This window comes from Micromonospora sp. NPDC047762, from assembly GCF_043204655.1.
Taxonomy (GTDB): domain Bacteria; phylum Actinomycetota; class Actinomycetes; order Mycobacteriales; family Micromonosporaceae; genus Micromonospora.
This window is the reverse complement of sequence record NZ_JBIDCQ010000002.1, coordinates 328,524-346,090: the sequence shown is the minus strand read 5'-3', so window position 1 is coordinate 346,090 and position 17,567 is coordinate 328,524. Positions and strand designations below refer to the sequence as shown.

The 17,567-nt window shown below is 70.9% G+C and carries 17 protein-coding genes; 13 read left to right on the top strand and 4 right to left on the bottom strand.

The window, feature by feature from the left end; genetic code table 11:
* The first annotated feature begins 83 nt into the window (after nucleotides 1–83).
* A complete protein-coding gene (locus tag ACGF3C_RS07120) occupies nucleotides 84–872 on the top strand; it encodes a class I SAM-dependent methyltransferase (RefSeq protein ID WP_393220740.1) in 789 nt (262 codons plus the stop codon).
* Between the two features lie 567 nt (nucleotides 873–1,439).
* On the opposite strand, the gene ACGF3C_RS07115 is transcribed toward ACGF3C_RS07120, so the two are convergent.
* Entirely contained in the window at nucleotides 1,440–2,477 is a 1,038-nt protein-coding gene (locus tag ACGF3C_RS07115; protein WP_357225689.1) for a UDP-N-acetylmuramate dehydrogenase, read from the bottom strand.
* A gap of 114 nt (nucleotides 2,478–2,591) precedes the next feature.
* On the opposite strand from ACGF3C_RS07115, the gene ACGF3C_RS07110 reads away from it, so the two are divergent.
* From ACGF3C_RS07110 to ACGF3C_RS07080, 7 genes are all read left to right on the top strand, one after another.
* On the top strand, nucleotides 2,592–3,350 hold the full coding sequence (locus tag ACGF3C_RS07110; protein ID WP_357225683.1) for a maleylpyruvate isomerase family mycothiol-dependent enzyme: 759 nt from the start codon (nucleotides 2,592–2,594) through the stop codon (nucleotides 3,348–3,350).
* A gap of 229 nt (nucleotides 3,351–3,579) precedes the next feature.
* Complete coding sequence (locus ACGF3C_RS07105) at nucleotides 3,580–4,884, top strand: ABC transporter substrate-binding protein (RefSeq protein WP_393219654.1); 1,305 nt, start codon at nucleotides 3,580–3,582, stop codon at nucleotides 4,882–4,884.
* 70 nt (nucleotides 4,885–4,954) lie between these two features.
* Nucleotides 4,955–5,947, top strand: coding sequence for a carbohydrate ABC transporter permease (locus ACGF3C_RS07100; protein ID WP_393219651.1), 993 nt, complete (start codon nucleotides 4,955–4,957; stop codon nucleotides 5,945–5,947).
* Complete coding sequence (locus tag ACGF3C_RS07095; protein ID WP_393219648.1) at nucleotides 5,944–6,777, top strand: carbohydrate ABC transporter permease; 834 nt, start codon at nucleotides 5,944–5,946, stop codon at nucleotides 6,775–6,777. The genes ACGF3C_RS07100 and ACGF3C_RS07095 overlap by 4 nt, the downstream gene beginning before the upstream one ends.
* On the top strand, nucleotides 6,774–8,186 hold the full coding sequence (locus ACGF3C_RS07090; protein ID WP_393219645.1) for a GH1 family beta-glucosidase: 1,413 nt from the start codon (nucleotides 6,774–6,776) through the stop codon (nucleotides 8,184–8,186). The genes ACGF3C_RS07095 and ACGF3C_RS07090 overlap by 4 nt, the downstream gene beginning before the upstream one ends.
* 19 nt (nucleotides 8,187–8,205) lie before the next feature.
* Complete coding sequence (locus tag ACGF3C_RS07085) at nucleotides 8,206–9,213, top strand: LacI family DNA-binding transcriptional regulator (RefSeq protein ID WP_355578337.1); 1,008 nt, start codon at nucleotides 8,206–8,208, stop codon at nucleotides 9,211–9,213.
* A 289-nt stretch (nucleotides 9,214–9,502) separates the two neighbouring features.
* Nucleotides 9,503–10,399 carry a GNAT family N-acetyltransferase gene (locus ACGF3C_RS07080; protein ID WP_393219641.1) on the top strand — a complete coding sequence of 299 codons (897 nt, stop codon included), beginning with the start codon at nucleotides 9,503–9,505 and terminating at the stop codon, nucleotides 10,397–10,399.
* A 143-nt stretch (nucleotides 10,400–10,542) separates the two neighbouring features.
* On the opposite strand, the gene ACGF3C_RS07075 is transcribed toward ACGF3C_RS07080, so the two are convergent.
* Nucleotides 10,543–11,058, bottom strand: coding sequence for an O-acetyl-ADP-ribose deacetylase (locus tag ACGF3C_RS07075; RefSeq protein WP_357225658.1), 516 nt, complete (start codon nucleotides 11,056–11,058; stop codon nucleotides 10,543–10,545).
* A gap of 1 nt (nucleotide 11,059) precedes the next feature.
* Entirely contained in the window at nucleotides 11,060–11,851 is a 792-nt protein-coding gene (locus ACGF3C_RS07070; RefSeq protein ID WP_357225655.1) for an EI24 domain-containing protein, read from the bottom strand.
* A 200-nt stretch (nucleotides 11,852–12,051) separates the two neighbouring features.
* Here ACGF3C_RS07070 and ACGF3C_RS07065 point away from each other — a divergent pair, with 200 nt between their 5' ends.
* The 5 genes from ACGF3C_RS07065 to ACGF3C_RS07045 are packed head-to-tail and all read left to right on the top strand — an operon-like array spanning nucleotide 12,052 to nucleotide 16,616.
* Nucleotides 12,052–12,960 (top strand): ABC transporter ATP-binding protein, encoded by a 909-nt coding sequence (locus ACGF3C_RS07065; protein ID WP_112584211.1) that lies wholly within the window; start codon nucleotides 12,052–12,054, stop codon nucleotides 12,958–12,960.
* 11 nt (nucleotides 12,961–12,971) lie between these two features.
* Entirely contained in the window at nucleotides 12,972–13,706 is a 735-nt protein-coding gene (locus tag ACGF3C_RS07060; RefSeq protein WP_357225650.1) for an ABC transporter permease, read from the top strand.
* Between the two features lie 11 nt (nucleotides 13,707–13,717).
* On the top strand, nucleotides 13,718–14,986 hold the full coding sequence (locus ACGF3C_RS07055; protein WP_357225646.1) for a sensor histidine kinase: 1,269 nt from the start codon (nucleotides 13,718–13,720) through the stop codon (nucleotides 14,984–14,986).
* Entirely contained in the window at nucleotides 14,983–15,624 is a 642-nt protein-coding gene (locus ACGF3C_RS07050; RefSeq protein WP_357225643.1) for a response regulator transcription factor, read from the top strand. The genes ACGF3C_RS07055 and ACGF3C_RS07050 overlap by 4 nt, the downstream gene beginning before the upstream one ends.
* A 23-nt stretch (nucleotides 15,625–15,647) precedes the next feature.
* Entirely contained in the window at nucleotides 15,648–16,616 is a 969-nt protein-coding gene (locus ACGF3C_RS07045; protein ID WP_357225640.1) for a YafY family protein, read from the top strand.
* Here the strand turns inward: ACGF3C_RS07045 and ACGF3C_RS07040 are convergent.
* The gene (locus ACGF3C_RS07040; RefSeq protein WP_393219633.1) at nucleotides 16,607–17,521 is read right to left on the bottom strand and encodes an SDR family oxidoreductase; all 915 of its coding nucleotides are present in this window, start codon (nucleotides 17,519–17,521) and stop codon (nucleotides 16,607–16,609) included. The genes ACGF3C_RS07045 and ACGF3C_RS07040 overlap by 10 nt on opposite strands.
* Between the last annotated feature and the right edge of the window lie 46 nt (nucleotides 17,522–17,567).

Genomic DNA, 17,567 nt, shown 5'->3' with positions numbered 1-17,567 from the left:
GTGAGGGGTGAGCCCGGTTCGCGAGCGGTGAGCCGGGTGTGCGCGCCCCGCAGTCGCGAATGGAGATTGACCTTGAGGTCGACATGAGCCCTGCGGCGCGGCGCCGGCCGGTCGGCGTGGTGACGCGCGGCACGACGAACCCGAACCGGCTCCGTCGGGTCGACAACTGGATCGTCGCCACCTGCGCCGACCGGTTGTTGACGGCGGACGACCCCCTGGTGGTCGACCTCGGCTACGGCGCCACCCCGGTGACCGCTGTGGAGTTGCGCGCTCGACTGGCGGCCGGGGTCCGCCCGGACGTACGGCTGGTCGGGTTGGAGATCGACGCGGCCCGGGTGGCGGCCGCGGCGCCGGCCGCCGACCCACCCGGGCTGACATTCGCCCGGGGTGGGTTCGAGTTGGCCGGGCTCCGGCCGGTGCTGGTCCGCGCGTTCAACGTGCTGCGACAGTACGACGAGAGCGAGGTCGCCGAAGCCTGGCAGACGATGACCGCCGCGCTCGCTCCCGGCGGAGCGCTCGTCGAGGGCACGTGTGACGAGCTGGGGCGGCTCGCCAGTTGGCTGCTGATCGACGCCGACGGCCCGCGGACGCTGACCCTGGCCGCGAAGCTCACCACGCTGGGCAGCCCTGCCGACCTGGCCGAGCGGCTACCCAAGGCGCTGATCCACCGCAACGTTCCCGGTGAGCCGGTGCACGCGCTGATCCGCGCCCTGGACGACGCCTGGCAGGCCGCCGCCCCGTACGCCACCTTCGGCCCCCGCCAACGTTGGCTGCACGCGGTGACCCGCCTCCGCGAAACCGGCTGGCCCATCCTCGACAACCCCACCCGCTGGCGCCAAGGCGAACTAACCCTCCCCTGGCCCCTCCCCTAACCGCCCCCGCCTCGCCTCACTCCGCCCTGCCCCACCTCGCCTCACTCCGCCCTGCCCCACCCCCGCCCTCCACCTGTCGATCATGGAGTTGTGGTGGGCACTTTAACCCCCTAGAAGGCAATTGTCCCCCACCACAACTCCATGATCGACGCGGTCGGGCGGGCGGGGCTGTCGCTGCGGCACAGGGCACCCACACCCCACACCCCACACGCCACACGCCACACGCCGATCTTGCGCTTTCGGTCGACGATTCGTTCCCTTAGAGCCCCTATGTCCCAGCAGAAACTGCAAGATCGCCGGGGCTGGGCGGGGCGGGGCCCGTGCGGGCGGGGCTGGGCGGGCCGGAATGGGGCCCGGGCGGGACCGGGCGGGGCCGGGCTGGGACCGGGCGGGGCCGGGCTGGGACCGGGCGGGGCCGGAACGAGGCCCGGGCGGGCGGGCCCGGGCGACCGGGGGCGGGGCCGGGGTGGCGGGAGACGCGCGGGGTGAGGTGAGGTGCGGTGAGGCCGGGGCGGGGCAGGGCGAGGCCGGGGTACGGCCGTGGCACGCCGGGGTTGGTGGGGTGGGTTAGAGGGTGCAGTTGATGAGGACTGGTTCGGGGTGCAGGGTTACGCCGAAGCGGGCGTGGACCTGGTCGCGGATGGTGCGGGCCAGGGTGAGCAGGTCGCTGGTGTGGGCGGTGCCGCTGCGGTTGGTCAACGCCAGGGTGTGCTTGCTGGAGATGGCCACTCCACCCTCGCCGGGATGGCCCTTGGTGAAGCCGGCCTTGTCGATCAGCCAGGCGGCGCTCACCTTGACCAGGCCGTCCGCCCCGGGCCAGGCGGGCGGGTCGCCCAGCTCGGTGGAGCGTTCCAGGAGCTGTTCGTACGTCGCGCGGTCGAGCACCGGGTTGGTGAAGAAGGAGCCGACCGAGCGAGTGTCCGGGTCGTTGGCGTCGAGCACCATTCCCTTGCCCGCCCGCAGCCGCAGCACCACCGTCCGGGCGTCGGCCAGCGGCACCTGCTCGCCCACCTCGACACCGAGGGCTCGGGCCAGCTCGGCGTAGCGCACCGGCCCGGAGAGCGGAGACCTGGTGAGTCGGAAGTCGACCGAGAGCACCACCCACCGGTCCACGTACTTGAAGATGCTGCCCCGGTAGGCGAAGCCGCACTGGGCTGCGGGGATGACCTGGCGGGTGCCCTCGACGCGGTCGTACACCTCGACGCCGGTGATGGTTTCGGCGACCTCCTGGCCGTACGCGCCGACGTTCTGGATCGGGGTGGCACCGGTCGAGCCGGGGATGCCGGACAGGCACTCCAGCCCGGCCCAGCCGTTGGCGACAGTGGCGGCGACGAGGTCGTCCCACGGCTCGCCGGCGTCGACTCGTACGGTGACCGAGGTGGCGTCCTCGGCGATGACCCGCATGCCACGGGAGCGCACCAGCACGACGGTGCCGGGGAAGCCGGCGTCGCCGATCACCACGTTGCTGCCGCCGGCCAGGATCAGGACCGGCTCCGTCGCGGCGCGTACCGCGTGGACGAGCTCGTCGGCGCTGCCGGCGGCCACGATCCGCTTGGCGGGTCCACCCGTTCGCAGGGTGGTGTAGCCGGCGAGTGGACCGGGGATGGCACGATCGGCGTCGGTTGTCGGCTGGGCGGAGGCGTCTGGCACGCCCTTCACCTTAGGCTGACAAGTAGCCGTGGCACCCACTGGTCGCCCGGCACCCCCGGGAGGATGGCGATGAGCAGACTGCAGGGCAGCAAGGATTTCTGGATCGGGGCGCTCCGGACGGAGGGTCCGGCTTTCGCGGCAGCGGTGGCCGAGGCGCCGCCGGAGACACCGGTGCTGTCCTGTCCGGGCTGGACGGTCAACGACCTCACACTGCACCTGGCCGGCTTCTACCACTGGGTGTCGTCGTTCGCTGGTTCCGGCCAGACCAGCCAACCGCCTCGGTGGGAGAAGGTCGAGGTCGACCCGGGCGTGAACGCGCTTCAGCTGTGGCAGCAGGGTTACGACCGGGTGATGACCCTCTTCGACGGGCTCGACCCCGAGGCGCCGGCGTGGAACTGGGCCCCGCAGCCGAAGAAGGCCGGTTTCTGGCCGCGACGGACGGCGCACGAGACGGCTGTGCACCGCTGGGATGCCCAGCTCGCCATCGGCGCCGGCGACCCGGTGGAGGCGAAGCTAGCGGCCGACGGGGTGAGTGAGGTGCTGGACACCTGGTTGCCGGCGGGCCGGCGGCAGGTGCCGGGTGACTGGCACGGGGTGGTGCAGCTCCGCGCGACCGATGCGGACCAGGAGTGGTATCTGCGGTTGCGCGGCGAGGGGGTGGCGCTGCTCGACACCGCGACCATCTTCGACCACGACGATCATCATGCCCGCGCCCAGGTCAGCGGCACCGCGAGCGATCTGTTGCTGGCGCTCTGGGGGCGGGTGAGCTTCGAGACGCTGGACGTCGTCGGTGACCGCAGGCTGTTGGACGGTCTGCGCACCGGCTGAGCGACCCACCACGAGCGAGGGCGTCACCCCATTGGGGGTGGCGCCCTTCGTCGATGTCGGGGGTTGCCTCGTCTGCCGGACGCCGCACCGACGGTGAGCGTTCATCACGGGACCACAACGCTGAGAGAGCGCTCTCTTGACAGTGGGCTGGCGACCCACCACCCTGTCGTGAGAGCGCTCTCTTAGCCATCTGCCACCACCCGCCCGCCTTGAGAGAGGTCGATAACCCATGGCTGTCTTCCCGCGCCGCCGCCTCGCTGCGGTGGCCCTCGCCGCCGCCACCGCCCTGCTCGTCACCGCTGGCTGCGGCGGCAGCGACGAGCCGGGCGACGGATCAGTCACCCTGACCGTCGACGTCTTCGGCCAGTTCGGCTACGAGCAGCTCTACCAGGAGTACATGGCCGCGAACCCCGGCGTGAAGATCGTCGAGCGTGGCACCGGCACCAACCTCGACGAGTACTCGCCGAAGCTGACCCAGTGGCTCGCCGCCGGACGCGGCGCCGGCGACGTGGTGGCCATCGAGGAGGGTCTTCTTGTCGAGTACAAGGCCAACCCCGGCAACTTCGTCAACCTGCTGGACCACGGCGCCGCCGACCTCAAGGGCAACTTCCTCGAGTGGAAGTGGAACGCCGGCCTGACCGCCGACGGCAAGCAGCTCATCGGCCTCGGCACCGACGTCGGCGGCATCGCCATGTGCTACCGCAAGGACCTCTTCGAAAAGGCCGGCCTGCCCACCGAGCGGGACGAGGTGTCGAAGCTCTGGCCCACCTGGCAGGACTACATCGCCACCGGCGAGAAGTTCGTCGCCGCCAAGACCGGGGCGTCCTTCCTCGACGCGGCCACCAACACCTTCAACACCATCCTGCTCCAGACCGCCGGCAACAGCAGCGGCTACAGCTACTACGACACCAGCGAGAAACTGGTCGTCGACAGCAACCCGGCCGTGCGGCAGGCCTGGGACACCACCATGGACATCATCGACTCGGGCCTCTCCGGCAAGTACGGCTCCTGGTCCGAGGAGTGGGTGTCCGCCTTCAAGCAGTCGAAGTTCGCCACCATCGCCTGCCCCGCCTGGATGACCGGTGTCATCGAGCAGAACTCCGGACCGAGCGCCCAGGGCAAGTGGGACATCGCCCAGGTGCCCGGCAACGGCGGCAACTGGGGTGGGTCGCACCTCGCCGTGCCGAAGCAGAGCAAGCACCAGGCCGAGGCGATCGCGCTGGCCAAGTTCCTGACCAGCGCCAAGGGTCAGATCGGGGCGTTCAAGGCCAAGGGCCCGCTGCCGTCGTCGCCGCAGGCGCTCGACGACCCGGCGATCGCCCAGTCGACGAACGCGTACTTCTCCGGGGCACCCGTCGGCTCGATCTTCGGCACCGGCGCGAAGAGCCTCAAGCCGGTCTACATGGGCCCGAAGAACCAGGCCGTCCGTACCGAGGTGGAGAACGCCGTACGGACCGTGGAGCTGGGCCAGCGTAACCCCGGCCAGGGCTGGACGGACGCGGTGAACAACGCCAAGAAGGCCGCCGCCAAGTAGCCCGAGCGAGCGTGCGGGCGGGCCTCGGCAGCCGGGGTCCCGCCCGCGCGACGGAAAGGAGTTCTCGGGCATGACCGTCCAGCTCGACGCCCGTCCGCCGGCCGCACCGGCAACCGGCAACCACCGCCAATCCTCGGGTCGGCTCAGCCGGTTCGACACCCGCTTCTCGCCGTACCTCTACATCGCCCCGTTCTTCCTGATCTTCGGCGTCTTCGGGGCGTACCCGCTGGCGTACACCTTCTGGGTCTCGCTGCACGACTGGGACCTGCTCGGAGTCGACCACCCCTTTGTCGGGGCGGAGAACTACACCCGGCTGCTGGCCGACGCCGACTTCTGGCACGCGCTGGTCAACACGCTGGGGATCTTCGTGATCTCGACCGTCCCGCAACTGCTCGCCGCGCTCTGGCTGGCCAACCTGCTCAACCGCGGCCTGCGGGCGCGTACCGGTTGGCGGATGGCGGTGCTCGTCCCCAACGTCACGTCCACGGCCGCGGTGGCGATCGTCTTCGGGGTGCTCTTCGGCCGCGAGTTCGGCATGATCAACTGGATGCTCGACCTGGTCGGGCTGGACGCGATCGAGTGGAAGTCCAACCGGCTGGCGTCCTGGGTGGCCATCTCCGCCATGGTCGACTGGCGGTGGACCGGCTACAACGCGCTGATCCTGCTGGCCGCGATGCAGGCGATCCCCCGCGACCTGTACGAGGCGGCGGCGATCGACGGCGCCAGCCGGGCCCGACAGTTCTGGTCGGTCACCGTGCCGCTGCTCAAGCCGACGATCATCTTCTGCACCATCATCGCCACCATCGGCGGTCTGCAACTCTTCACCGAGCCCCGGATGTTCAACTCCGGCACCAACCCGATCCGCGGCGGGCCGCTGCGCGAGTCGCAGACGCTGACCATGTACATGTTCGAGAACGCCTTCGCCCCGCACTACAACTTCGGGTACGGCTCGGCAGTGGCCTGGCTGCTCTTCGCGCTCATCGCGATCGTCGCGGCGGTCAACGTGCTCATCCTGCGTCGCCTCGGTGGCGGGGACCGATCGCAGAAGGGAGCGGCGCGATGAGCCGACTCTGGCGGGCCAGCCCGCTCACCTACCTCGCCCTGGTCGTCGCCGCCGGCCTGTCGGTGTTTCCGATCTGGTGGATGTTCGTCGTCGCCAGCCGCAGCAACGACGCGATGGGCCAACTCCCACCCCCGGTCACCCCCGGCGGCAACCTGGGCGCGAACATCGCCCGCCTGTTCGACAACACCGACGCGTACTTTTTGACCGGCCTGATCAACTCGGCGATCGTGGCGATCACGGTGACCGTCTCCGTGGTGTTCTTCTCCAGCCTGGCCGGGTTCGCCTTCGCCAAGCTCAGGTTCCGCGGCCGTAACGCCATGCTGCTGGTGATCATCGCGACCATGATGGTGCCGACGCAGCTCGGCGTGATCCCGCTATACCTGCTCATGAGCAAGCTGCACTGGAACGACCGGCTGCCCGCGGTCATCGTCCCGGTGCTGGTCACCGGGTTCGGGGTGTTCATGATGAGGCAGTACGCCGGCCAGGCCATCAGCGACGAACTGATCGAGGCCGCCCGGATGGACGGCTGCGGCACCGCCCGGATCTGGTGGCACGTCGTGGTGCCCGCCCTGCGTCCCGCCGCCGCCGTCCTCGGTCTGCTCACCTTCATGACCACCTGGAACGACTTCCTCTGGCCGTACGCTGTACTGAACGACCCGACGAATCCAACTGTGCAACTGTCCCTACGCGCACTGTCGGACGGGTATTACCAGGACATGTCGCAGGTGTTCACCGGAACGGCCATCGCGACGCTGCCCCTGCTACTGGTCTTCGTGTTGTTCGGCCGGCAGATCATCGGCGGAATCATGGAAGGTGCGGTCAAGGCGTGAACGAGCGGAGCGACTCAACCAACCGGCCCGGCAACGAGATCCGGTTTCCCGAACACTTCCTCTGGGGGACGGCCACCGCCGCGTACCAGATCGAGGGTGCGGCCCGCGACGACGGTCGCGGTCCGTCCATCTGGGACACCTTCAGCCGTACGCCGGGCAAGGTGTACCAGGGTCACACCGGCGACGTCGCCTGCGACCACTACCACCGGTACGCCGACGACGTGGCGCTGATGGCCGAGCTGGGCCTGCGGGCGTACCGGTTCTCGGTGGCCTGGCCGCGGATACAGCCCGACGGCACCGGCCCCGCCAACCCCCGTGGACTGGACTTCTACGACCGACTCACCGACACGCTGCTGGACCGGGGAATCGACCCGATCGTCACCCTCTACCACTGGGACCTGCCGCAGGCCCTGGGCGACCGGGGTGGCTGGACCAACCGGGACACCGCCGAACACTTCGCCACCTACGCCACAGCGGTGTACGCCCGCCTCGGCGACCGGATCGACGTGTGGACCACGCTCAACGAGCCGTGGTGCTCGGCCTACCTCGGTTACGCCAACGGCCTGCACGCTCCCGGCGAGCAGGATCCGGCGGCGGCCTTCACCGCCGTACACCATCTGCTGTTGGGGCACGGCCTGGCGGCGCGGGCGTTGCGGGCGGCCGGCGCGCGCAGCGTGGGCGTCACCGTCAACCCGGCCGACGTACGCCCGGCAGACCCGCAGAGCGCGGCCGACGCCGCAGCGGTCCGCCTGGTCGACGGCCTGCACAACCGGATCTTCCTCGACCCGCTGTTGGCCGGCGGCTACCCGGACGACGTCCGCGAGCACGTGGCCCGGATCGTCGAGCCGACGTTCATCCGCGACGGCGACGAGAAGGTGATCGCCGCCCCGATCGACCTGCTCGGCATCAACTACTACGCCCCGACCTACGTGGCCGGGCGGCCCGACGGCGGCGGCAACGGCGCGTACCCGGGCACCGAGGGCGCTGTGCACTTCCTGCCACCGGCCGGGCCGCTCACCGACATGGGGTGGATGATCGAGCCGGCCGGGCTCACCCGGCTGCTGGAGCGGATCGCCGCCGACTACCCCGGTGTGCCGCTGCTGATCACCGAGAACGGTGCGGCGTTCCCCGACAAGCCCGGCGCCGACTCGCCCGACGGCCCGACGCAGGTGATCGACGCCGATCGCATCGCCTACCTCGACGGGCACCTCCGCGCAGCGCATGAGGCGATCTCCCGGGGCGTGGACCTGCGCGGTTATCTCGTATGGTCATTCCTGGACAACTTCGAGTGGGCGGAGGGTTACCGCAAGCGGTTCGGGATCGTGCACGTCGACTACCTGACCCAGCGGCGCACACCGAAGGCCAGCGCCCGGTGGTACCAGGAGGTGATCTCCCGGAACGGGCTGTGACGAGCGGGGGGAAAGCGCGATGACGACGGCGCAGCGGCCGACGCTCGAAGCGGTGGCAGCGCGGGCCGGAGTGTCCCGCGCCACCGTTTCCCGGGTGGTCAACGGCTCCACCACCGTCGCCGAACCGATCCGCGAGGCGGTCACCCGGGCGGTCGCCGAGTTGGGGTACGTCCCCAACCTGGCGGCCCGCAGCCTGGTCACCCAGCGCACCGACTCGATCGCCCTGGTCATGCCGGAGGCGGCCACCCGGGTCTTCTCCGACGACCAGGTCTTCCCCGGCATCATCCGGGGCGTCAGCCAGGAACTGGAGGCGGCCGACAAGCAACTGGTGCTGATGCTCGCCGGCTCGCCGGCCGGGCACCACCGGGTCGAGCGGTACACCACCGGCCGGCACGTCGACGGCGTGCTCTTCGCGTCGCTGCACGGTGCCGACCCGCTGCCCGGCACGCTGGCCCGACTCGGCATCCCGGTGGTGGTCAGCGGCCGGCCGCTCGGCGACGTGCCCGTCCCGTACGTCGACGTCGACCACGTGGCCGGGGTGACCGCGGCCGTCCGGCACATGATCGACAGCGGTCGTCGACGGATCGCGACCATCGCCGGGCCACAGGACATGGTCGCCGGGATCGAACGGCTCAGCGGTTACCGCAGCACGGTCGCCGACGCGGGGCTGCCCGAGCTGATCGCCATCGGCGACTTCACCAGGGAATCCGGGTCGGCGGCGATGCGCCGCCTGCTCGCCGAGCACCCCGACCTCGACGGCGTCTTCGCCGCCTCCGACCTGATGGCGCACGCCGCCCTGCGGACGCTGCGCGAGGCGGGTCGGCGGGTGCCCGACGACGTGGCGGTGGTCGGCTTCGACGACATCGAGACAGCCGCCTACACCGAGCCGCCGCTGACCACCGTCCGGCAGCCGATCGTGGAGCTCGGCCGCCGGATGACCCGCCAACTGCTCCGGCTGGCCGCCGGGGAGACCATCGAGCAGGCGATCATGCTGCCCACCGAGCTGATCCGTCGCGCCTCCGCCTGACGGTTATTGCGTCGCTCCGTCGGCCGCGGGTCCGCGCCGGACCCGCCCTGCAAGATCCGCACAACTTCAGGGAAATAGTGGTCTCCGAGCGCCGGGAGGCCACTATTTCCCTGAAGTTGCCGCCTGCTGGTCGGTCGCCGGCTGCGGGAGCACGCGGTTAATGCGTCGTCCGGGCAGAAGATCTTGGCTAGCCTCGCCGACATGCCGGATCCTGTCGCACTGCTCAGCTGCTCCCACCAACTCGTCGAGGTCGAGGCCGTCGTCGCGGCCGTACGGATGGGGGCCTGACATGCGCATTCGTGTTGCGCAGCCGGACGACGCTCCGGGCGTGGTGGCGCTACGGACGATCGTCTACCCGTACCAGGTGCGCGGCGTCGAGTCGACCCGGAAGATGATCGCCGATCCGGTACCGGGCCGGGACTGGGTCGCCTTCGTGGCCGAGGTCGACGCCCAGGTCGTCGGTTGGGTGACGGCGCAACGCAACGCGTCGACCTCGACGGCGGACTTCGGTGACATCTCCCTCCTGCACGTGCACCCGGAGCACCGGCGGCGCGGCATCGGCACCGCGCTGCTGACGACCGCGACAGGTCACCTTGCCCCGCTGGGGGTCCGCCGGCTCCGCACCTTCGCTCAACCGGAGGCGCTGCCGTTCGCCCGCCGACACGGCTACGAGCCCAGTCGTGAGCTGCGCTTCTCGGCGCTCGAACTGAATCCGGCACCCGCGCTGCCGGAGCCGCCCCCGGGCGTACGACTGCTCCCGATCTCCGACCTCGACCCGCATCTGCTGTACGCGGCGGACGTGGCCTCGTCGCTGGACGAGCCGGGCGACGTGCCGGTCGACTCGATCAGCTACGAGAGCTGGCAGTACGACGTCTGGGACAACCTGGGTCTGGACAAGGAGTCCAGCACCGCTGTCGACGTCGACGGGGAGGTGGCCGCCTTCAGCCTGGTGAAGCGGGACGGGGACCGGATGTGGTCGGACTTCACCGGCAGTCTCCCGGCGTACCGGGGGCGGGGCCTCGCCCGGCTCGCCAAGACGGCAGCGCTGCACCGGGCCGCCGCGAACGGCGTGCGCGTCGCGTACACCTCGAACGACGAGGCGAACGGGCCGATGCTCGCGATCAACACCCGGCTTGGCTACCGCCCGGTGGCATCCGAGTGGTCCTGCCTGACCGACCTGACCTGACCTGACGGCACACCCTGCGTCGATCTTGCACTTTCTGTCCCGACACAAGGGACATAGGCCCTCATGTCGACAACCGAAACTGCAAGATCGGCGGGGCAGGGCGGGGTGAGGGCGGGGCGGGGGTGGGGTGGGGTGGGGTGGGGTCAGGGTGTTTCGGAGATTCTGCGGGCGGTGGCGTAGGTATCCGGCCCGAACAGCACCAGGCGGGCCTCGGTGACGGTGGCGGGCGTGGCCGGGCGCAGCACCGTCAGGGCCTGGCGGACCGCGTCGTCGACCGGCCAGCCGTAGATGCCGGCGGAGATCAGCGGGAAGGCCACAACGGCCGCGCCCAGTCCGTCGGCCACCCGCAGGCTGTTGGCGTAGCAGTCGCGCAGCAGCGCCGAGCGGTCCTCCGTGCCGGACCAGACCGGTCCGACGGTGTGGATCACCCAGCGGGCCGGCAGCTCACCGGCCGTGGTCGCCACCGCCTGCCCGGTCGGCAGCCCTCTGCCGTAGTGGGACGCCCGCAGCGCCCGGCACTCCGCGAGGATCGCAGGGCCACCGCGCCGGTGGATGGCACCGTCGACCCCACCGCCACCGAGCAGGGACGAGTTCGCGGCGTTCACGACGGCGTCGACCCGCTGGGCGGTGATGTCGCCCTCGACCAGGGTGATCTCCACGTCAGTCCTTCTCGATGGACTGGCCGAGCGATCGGCGGGCCAGCAGGGTGGCGCCCGCGACCGCCGCCGGCATGATCAACACCGCGCCGAGCGGGATCAGGAAGCACAGGAAGACGGCCACTCCGAAGCCGAGCGCGGTGGGTCGGTCGGCCTTCAGGATCGTCCGGCGCTGCGGCAGCCGCATCCCCCGTCGGTAGAACGGTGCACCGACCAACTCCACGGCGAGGAACCACCCGCCCACGGCCGCCCCGATGACCGGGACGACGGTCTGGCCGACCACCGGGATGAAGCCGGCGACGAAGAGCGGGACGCCAACCAACGCCGTGAGCGCCAGCAGGCGTACCGAGTCGGCGAGGCTACGGCGCAGCGACGACCAGAAGGGCACGTCCACAGCGCCCGGCGTGCCGCCGTACCGCTGCTCGACCTGCTCGGAGATTTTCTCGTAGAACGGGTCGCCGATGACCAGGGTGACGGCGGTGAAGGTGAGCACGCCAAGCAGGCCGCCGACCCCCAGGAAGGCCAACCCGGCGATCACCCGGACCAGGCTGCGTCCGGTGTTCGACCAGTCGTCGGCGAACGGGGTGACCAGCGCGGCGAGATCGTCCACGAAGTACACCAGTGTGGCGAGCGCGGCCAGGAATAGCACGCCGGAGATCAACGCCGGCACGATGCCGAGCAGCATCAGCCCCGGGCTGCGGACGTAGAGGCCCAACCCACGCAGGAGCAGCCCCGCCCCGGCGAGGAAGCGTCCGACGACCCCGGTCACCGGGCTGGCGATTCTGCTGGCATCCACGATCGAGCAGCCTAACCAGCCGTGATCGGATCCGCCGGGCGGAGCGCTAGCAGCGAGCCGCCGCGTACACATCAACCGGTTGACGGACGGCAGCGATCCACCGGGGGCACCGAGGTTCGTCGCTGACCGGTCGATTCGCCGGCGGGCCACCCCGACCACCCTTGAGGGGTACGAAGTCAGCGGCGGCGAAAGGCGACACGATGCCGGTCATCGAGGTGACCCACCTGAAGAAGCGGTACGGCGACCTGGTGGCGGTGGACGACGTGTCGCTCGCCGTGGAGGCCGGGGAGATCTTCGGCGTCCTCGGCCCGAACGGCGCCGGCAAGACCACCACTGTGGAGTGCGTAGCCGGGCTGCGTGTCCCCGACGGGGGCGGGGTGTCGGTCCTCGGGCTCGACCCCCGCCGGGACGCGGCCCAGCTACGCCAGCGGGTCGGGGTGCAACTCCAGGAAAGCCAACTGCCGGACCGGTTGCGGGTGGCCGAGGCGCTGGAGCTGTACGCCTCGTTCTACCGCAACCCGGCCGACCCGGCCGAGCTGATCGACAAGCTGGGCCTCGGCGACAAGCGGAACACCGCGTACAAGAAGCTCTCCGGCGGCCAGAAGCAGCGGCTCTCCATCGCGCTGGCCCTGGTCGGCAACCCGGAGATCGCCATCCTCGACGAATTGACCACCGGGCTGGACCCGCAGGCCCGCCGGGACACCTGGGGCCTCATCGAACAGGTCCGCGACAGCGGGGTGACGATCGTGCTGGTCACCCACTTCATGGAGGAGGCCGAGCGGCTCTGCGACCGGGTCGCGGTGATCGACCGGGGTCGGGTGGTCGCCCTGGACAGCCCGGCGGGCCTGGTGTCGACGGTGGCTCCGGAGCAGCGGATCCGGTTCCGGCCCTCAGCTCCGGTCGACGACCGGCTCCTCACCGACCTGCCCGAGGTTTCCGCCGTGCAGCGAACCGGCAGCCAGGTGGTGGTGACCGGAACCGGCGAGCTGCTGCACGCCGTCACGTCGGTGCTCGCCCGTCACCAGATCGTCGCGGCAGACCTGCGGCTGGAGCAGTCCACCCTCGACGACGCCTTCGTCGAGCTGACCGGGCACCGGCCCGCCAACTGAGAGGAAGCACAATGCACGCCTTCCGCCAGATCCTGAAGGTCGAGGCGCGGCTCTACCTGCGGGACCTACCGACGCTGCTCACCATAGTCGGGCTGCCCACACTGATCCTGGTGGTGCTCGGGTTGATTCCCTCGCTCCGCGAGCCGGATCCGAACTTCGACGGGCAGAACTTCGTCAATTACTTCGCCCCGTCGCTGTTGGTGGTCACCCTGGCCATGGTGGGGGTGAACACGATGCCCATGGCGCTGGCCACCTACCGGGAACGCGGCGTGCTGCGTCGGCTGGCGACCACTCCGGCGCACCCGGGCGCTCTGCTCGCCGCCCAACTGGTGGTGGCCCTGGCCGCGATCCTGGCCAGCGCGTTGCTGCTCATCGTCGTCGGCCGGTTGGCGTTCGAGGTGCCGCTCCCCCGGCACCCGTTCGGCTTCACCCTGGCGTTCGTCCTCGGCACGGCGGCGCTGCTGGCGCTCGGCCTGCTGGTCGCCGCCGTGGCCAAAACCACGAAGGCGGCACAGGCCCTGGCCGTCCCACTGTTCCTGCTCACCATGTTCTTCGGCGGGGTCTACCTCCCCCGGTTCCTGCTCCCCGACGTCGTGGCGCGGATCGGCGACTACACGCCGCCCGGGGTGCAGGCGCTCCTCGACGCCTGGACCGGCACTCCGCCACAGCCGCTGCACCTGGGAATAATGGCGGTGATCGCCGTGGCGGCCGGTGCCGGCGCGGCGAGACTGTTCCGCTGGGAGTGAGCGGGGATGCGATGACACGCGACGGTGGGCACGACCGTCTGGCCAGCTGGCGAGAACGCGAGGCGGTCCTCTACCGCGTCTTCCCCTTCGGCGGGCTGACTCTGGGCACCCTGCTGGCCCTCGTCGCACCGGCACCTGACCAGCCCGGGGCGCTGCCCACCCTCGCCGTCGCCGTGGCGGCCGGAGGCTGGGTCGCCTGGTTCGTCATCCTGCACCCCGGCTGGCAGAGCCGGCGCAGACCGATGGCGGTCTACTACGCCGGGCTGCTCACGTTCGCCGCCGCGCTGGTGGCGGCCAGTCCGTGGTACGGCTTCTTCGCCTGGATCGGCTACATCCACGCCTTTCCGGTGCTGCCCGGGCGCTGGCGCGTCGCGGGCGTGGTCACCACGGCCACCCTGGTCGCCACGTCGCAGGGCGGTGGTCTGTCGGTGGTGGTGTCGCACCTGCCGCTGTGGCTGTTGCTGGTGCTGTTCAACCTGGTGGTGGCTGGCTCGGTGAGCTGGTTCGCGGTGATCGCCGAACAGGAGGACGCCAAACGCAAACGGTTGATGGCGGAACTCGGTGAGACCAACCGTCAGCTCACCGAGACGGTGAATGAGAACGCCGGGCTGCACGCCCAGCTGCTCACCCAGGCCCGGGAGGCCGGCGTGCTGGATGAGCGGCAACGAATGGCGCGGGAGATCCACGACACCCTGGCGCAGGGATTGACCGGCATCATCACTCAACTGGAGGCGGCCGAGCAGAGCCGCGACCGGTCGGCCGACTGGCGCCGGCACGTCGACAACGCGCTCGTCCTGGCTCGGGAGAGCCTCACCGAGGCCCGCCGCTCGGTGCAGGCGGTCCGCCCGGAACCGTTGGAAACGGCCCGGCTACCCGACGCCCTGGTCGAGCTGGGCGGGCGTTGGTCGGCCCTGAACGGGGTACGGGCCGACGTGGCCACCACGGGCACGCCCCGCCCGCTGCACCCGGAGGTGGAGGTGACCCTACTGCGGGCCGCCCAGGAGGCGCTGTCCAACGTGGCCCGGCACGCCGCCGCGTCGCGGGTCGGGCTGACCCTGTCGTACATGGCGGACGTGGTCACGCTCGACGTCCGTGACGACGGGGCGGGCTTCGACGTCGCCGACCAGCCGGCGTCCCGTGAGCCGGGCGGCGGGTACGGGTTGACCGCCATGCGGCAACGGGTGGCAAGGGTCGGTGGCGAGTTGGCCGTCGAGTCCGAGCCGGGCAACGGCACCGCCATCTCGGCGTCCGTTCCCGCGCTACCTGGAGGTGCCGGTTGACCGCCCCGGTTCGGCTGTTGATCGTCGATGATCACCCGGTGGTGCGGGACGGCCTGCGGGGGATGTTCACCGGTGACCCCGATTTCGAGGTGGTGGGCGAGGCGGCGGACGGCTCGGAGGCGTTGGCCCTGGTCGCGTCGCTGCGGCCGGACGTGGTGCTGATGGATCTGCGGATGCCCGGGATGGACGGGGTGACCGCCATCCGCAGGCTGGCTCGCACCGGCAGCACCGCCCGGGTGCTGGTGCTCACCACCTACGACACGGACGCGGACGTGCTGCCGGCGATCGAGGCAGGGGCGACCGGTTACCTGCTCAAGGACACACCTCGGGAGGATCTGGTTCGGGCGGTCCGGGCCGCGGCCCGGGGCGAGTCGGTGCTGGCGCCGAGCGTCGCCGGCCGGCTGATGGGTCGGCTGCGCGCTCCCGCCGAGGAACCGCTCAGTCAACGGGAGCTTGAGGTGCTCACCCTGGTGGCCCGGGGCGCCTCCAACCGGGAGGCGGCGACCCGCCTGTTCATCAGCGAGGCCACCGTGAAGACGCACCTGCTGCACGTGTACGCCAAGCTCGGGGTCAACGACCGGGCTGCCGCGGTGGCCACCGCGTACGACCGGGGGTTGCTGACGCCCGGCGGGCGGTGAGCGGCACCGGGCAGGATGGGCGGATGCGCGCGTCCCGACTGATCTCGTTGCTGTTGCTGTTGCAGTCACGCGGGTCGATGACAGCGGGCGAGCTGGCACGGGAGCTGGAGATCTCCGAGCGGACCGTCTATCGGGACGTTCTGGCGCTCTCCGCAGCGGGGGTGCCGGTCTACGCCGACCGAGGGCGGGCCGGCGGCTACCGCCTGCTCGGCGGGTACCGCACCCGGCTGACCGGGCTGACCCGGGACGAGGCGGAGGCGCTCTTCCTCGCCGGGCTGCCCGGACCGGCCGGCGAGATGGGGCTCGCCGACGCCGTCGCGTCCGCCGAGCTGAAGGTGCTCGCCGCGCTGCCACCCGCCCTGCGCGACGCGCCGGCCCGGGCCGGGCAGCGGTTCCACCTGGACGTACCGGGCTGGTTCCGGCAGAGCACGCCACCGCCCTGGCTGCCCGAGCTGGCCCGGGCGGTCTGGGGCGACACTGTGGTGGAGCTGCGCTACCGACGCGGCGACCAGGAGGTGACCCGCCAGGTCCAGCCGTACGGCCTGGTGCTCAAGAGCGGGGTCTGGTACCTGGTCGGCCGCGTCGGCGACGATGTGCGCACCTACCGGGTGGACCGGGTCACCGGGGTCGAGGTGGGCGACGAACACTTCGACCGCGACGAGGGCTTCGACCTGGCCGGGCACTGGCGCGAGCAGGCCGGGTCGTTCCTGCGGACCATGCTGCGGGCCGAGGTCGCCGTCCGGCTGAGCCCCGCCGGCCTGCGCCAGCTCCGGCACCTGGTCAGTGCCCCCGACGTGTACGACGAACTGGTCGCCGCCGCTGGCCCGCCCGACGGGCAGGGCTGGGTGGTGACGCGGCTGCCCGTCGAGTCGGTCCCGGTGGCGTACCACCAACTGCTGGGCCTCGGCCCCGAGGTCGAGGTCATCGACCCGCCCGAGCTGCGGCGGTTGTTCGTGGAGAGCGCCGAACGGCTCGCCGCGCTCTACCGGTAGCCGGTCACGTCCGCCGGCTTGCCCGCGTCGACCACCTCGGTGATGTAGCGGAAACCCTCGGGTTGGCTGCCGTCGAGGTCGGTGAAGCCGTACACCTTGGACAGGCTGCCGGCGTCGACGGACCTGCCGTTCCAGCGGGCCTTCTCCTCGTCGGCGGCGAGCGCGGCCACCGCCCGGCCGACGAAGGCCGGGGTCTCCGAGATGAGGAAGTTCGGGTCGGTGGCGGCCCCGTCGCGCCAGTTGTCCTCGGTCACGCCGAAGTGCTCCAGCATCGCCTCGGAACGGATCCAGCCGGGGGTCAGTGCCACGGCCGTGCAGCCGTGCGGCTTCAGTTCGTGCGCCTGGCTGAAGGCGAGCCGGTTGACCGAGACCTTCGCCAGGTCGTAGAAGACCGACAGCCGGTAGTTCTCGTCGTTGTACGCCTTGGTGCCGTCGCCCATCTCCACCACCAGGCCACCGGGCTTGCGGATCAGCAGCGGCAGGGCGAAGTGGCTGGTGATGATGTGCGTGTCGACGGCCAGTCGCAGGGTACGGAAGCCGGCGTCGAGCGGTTGCTCCCAGACCGGCTTGTCCCAGGTGACCAGTGGGTCGCCGCCCCAGATGTCGTTCACCAGCACGTCGAGTTGGCGGTGCTCGGCGTCGATCCGGGCGACCAGGTCGCGGACCTGATCGGGCACCAGGTGGTCGACCTGGACGGCGATGCCGGTGCCGCCGGCCGCGCTGACCAGCTCGGCGGTCTCCTCGATGGTCTCCGGTCGATCCATCTCGGAGCGGCCGGCCCGTGAGCTGCGACCGGTGGCGTAGACAGTGGCCCCGGCCGCGCCGAGCTGAACGGCGATCTGCCGTCCGGCGCCACGGGTGGCACCGGCGACGAGCGCGATCTTTCCGGTTAGCGGTTGTGTCATGCCTGCGACGTTGTCAGGAATACCTGACATCCGACGTCCGAATTCG

Bases quoted from the DNA above. Each gene is read 5' to 3' on its own strand.
- ACGF3C_RS07110 (WP_357225683.1), top strand. From the start codon at position 2,592: ATGAGCAGACTGCAGGGCAGCAAGGATTTCTGGATCGGGGCGCTCCGG.
- ACGF3C_RS07080 (WP_393219641.1), top strand. From the start codon at position 9,503: ATGCGCATTCGTGTTGCGCAGCCGGACGACGCTCCGGGCGTGGTGGCG.
- ACGF3C_RS07085 (WP_355578337.1), top strand. From the start codon at position 8,206: ATGACGACGGCGCAGCGGCCGACGCTCGAAGCGGTGGCAGCGCGGGCC.
- ACGF3C_RS07065 (WP_112584211.1), top strand. From the start codon at position 12,052: ATGCCGGTCATCGAGGTGACCCACCTGAAGAAGCGGTACGGCGACCTG.
- ACGF3C_RS07100 (WP_393219651.1), top strand. From the start codon at position 4,955: ATGACCGTCCAGCTCGACGCCCGTCCGCCGGCCGCACCGGCAACCGGC.
- ACGF3C_RS07045 (WP_357225640.1), top strand. From the start codon at position 15,648: ATGCGCGCGTCCCGACTGATCTCGTTGCTGTTGCTGTTGCAGTCACGC.
- ACGF3C_RS07120 (WP_393220740.1), top strand. From the start codon at position 84: ATGAGCCCTGCGGCGCGGCGCCGGCCGGTCGGCGTGGTGACGCGCGGC.
- ACGF3C_RS07095 (WP_393219648.1), top strand. From the start codon at position 5,944: ATGAGCCGACTCTGGCGGGCCAGCCCGCTCACCTACCTCGCCCTGGTC.
- ACGF3C_RS07055 (WP_357225646.1), top strand. From the start codon at position 13,718: ATGACACGCGACGGTGGGCACGACCGTCTGGCCAGCTGGCGAGAACGC.
- ACGF3C_RS07105 (WP_393219654.1), top strand. From the start codon at position 3,580: ATGGCTGTCTTCCCGCGCCGCCGCCTCGCTGCGGTGGCCCTCGCCGCC.
- ACGF3C_RS07040 (WP_393219633.1), bottom strand. From the start codon at position 17,521: ATGACACAACCGCTAACCGGAAAGATCGCGCTCGTCGCCGGTGCCACC.
- ACGF3C_RS07060 (WP_357225650.1), top strand. From the start codon at position 12,972: ATGCACGCCTTCCGCCAGATCCTGAAGGTCGAGGCGCGGCTCTACCTG.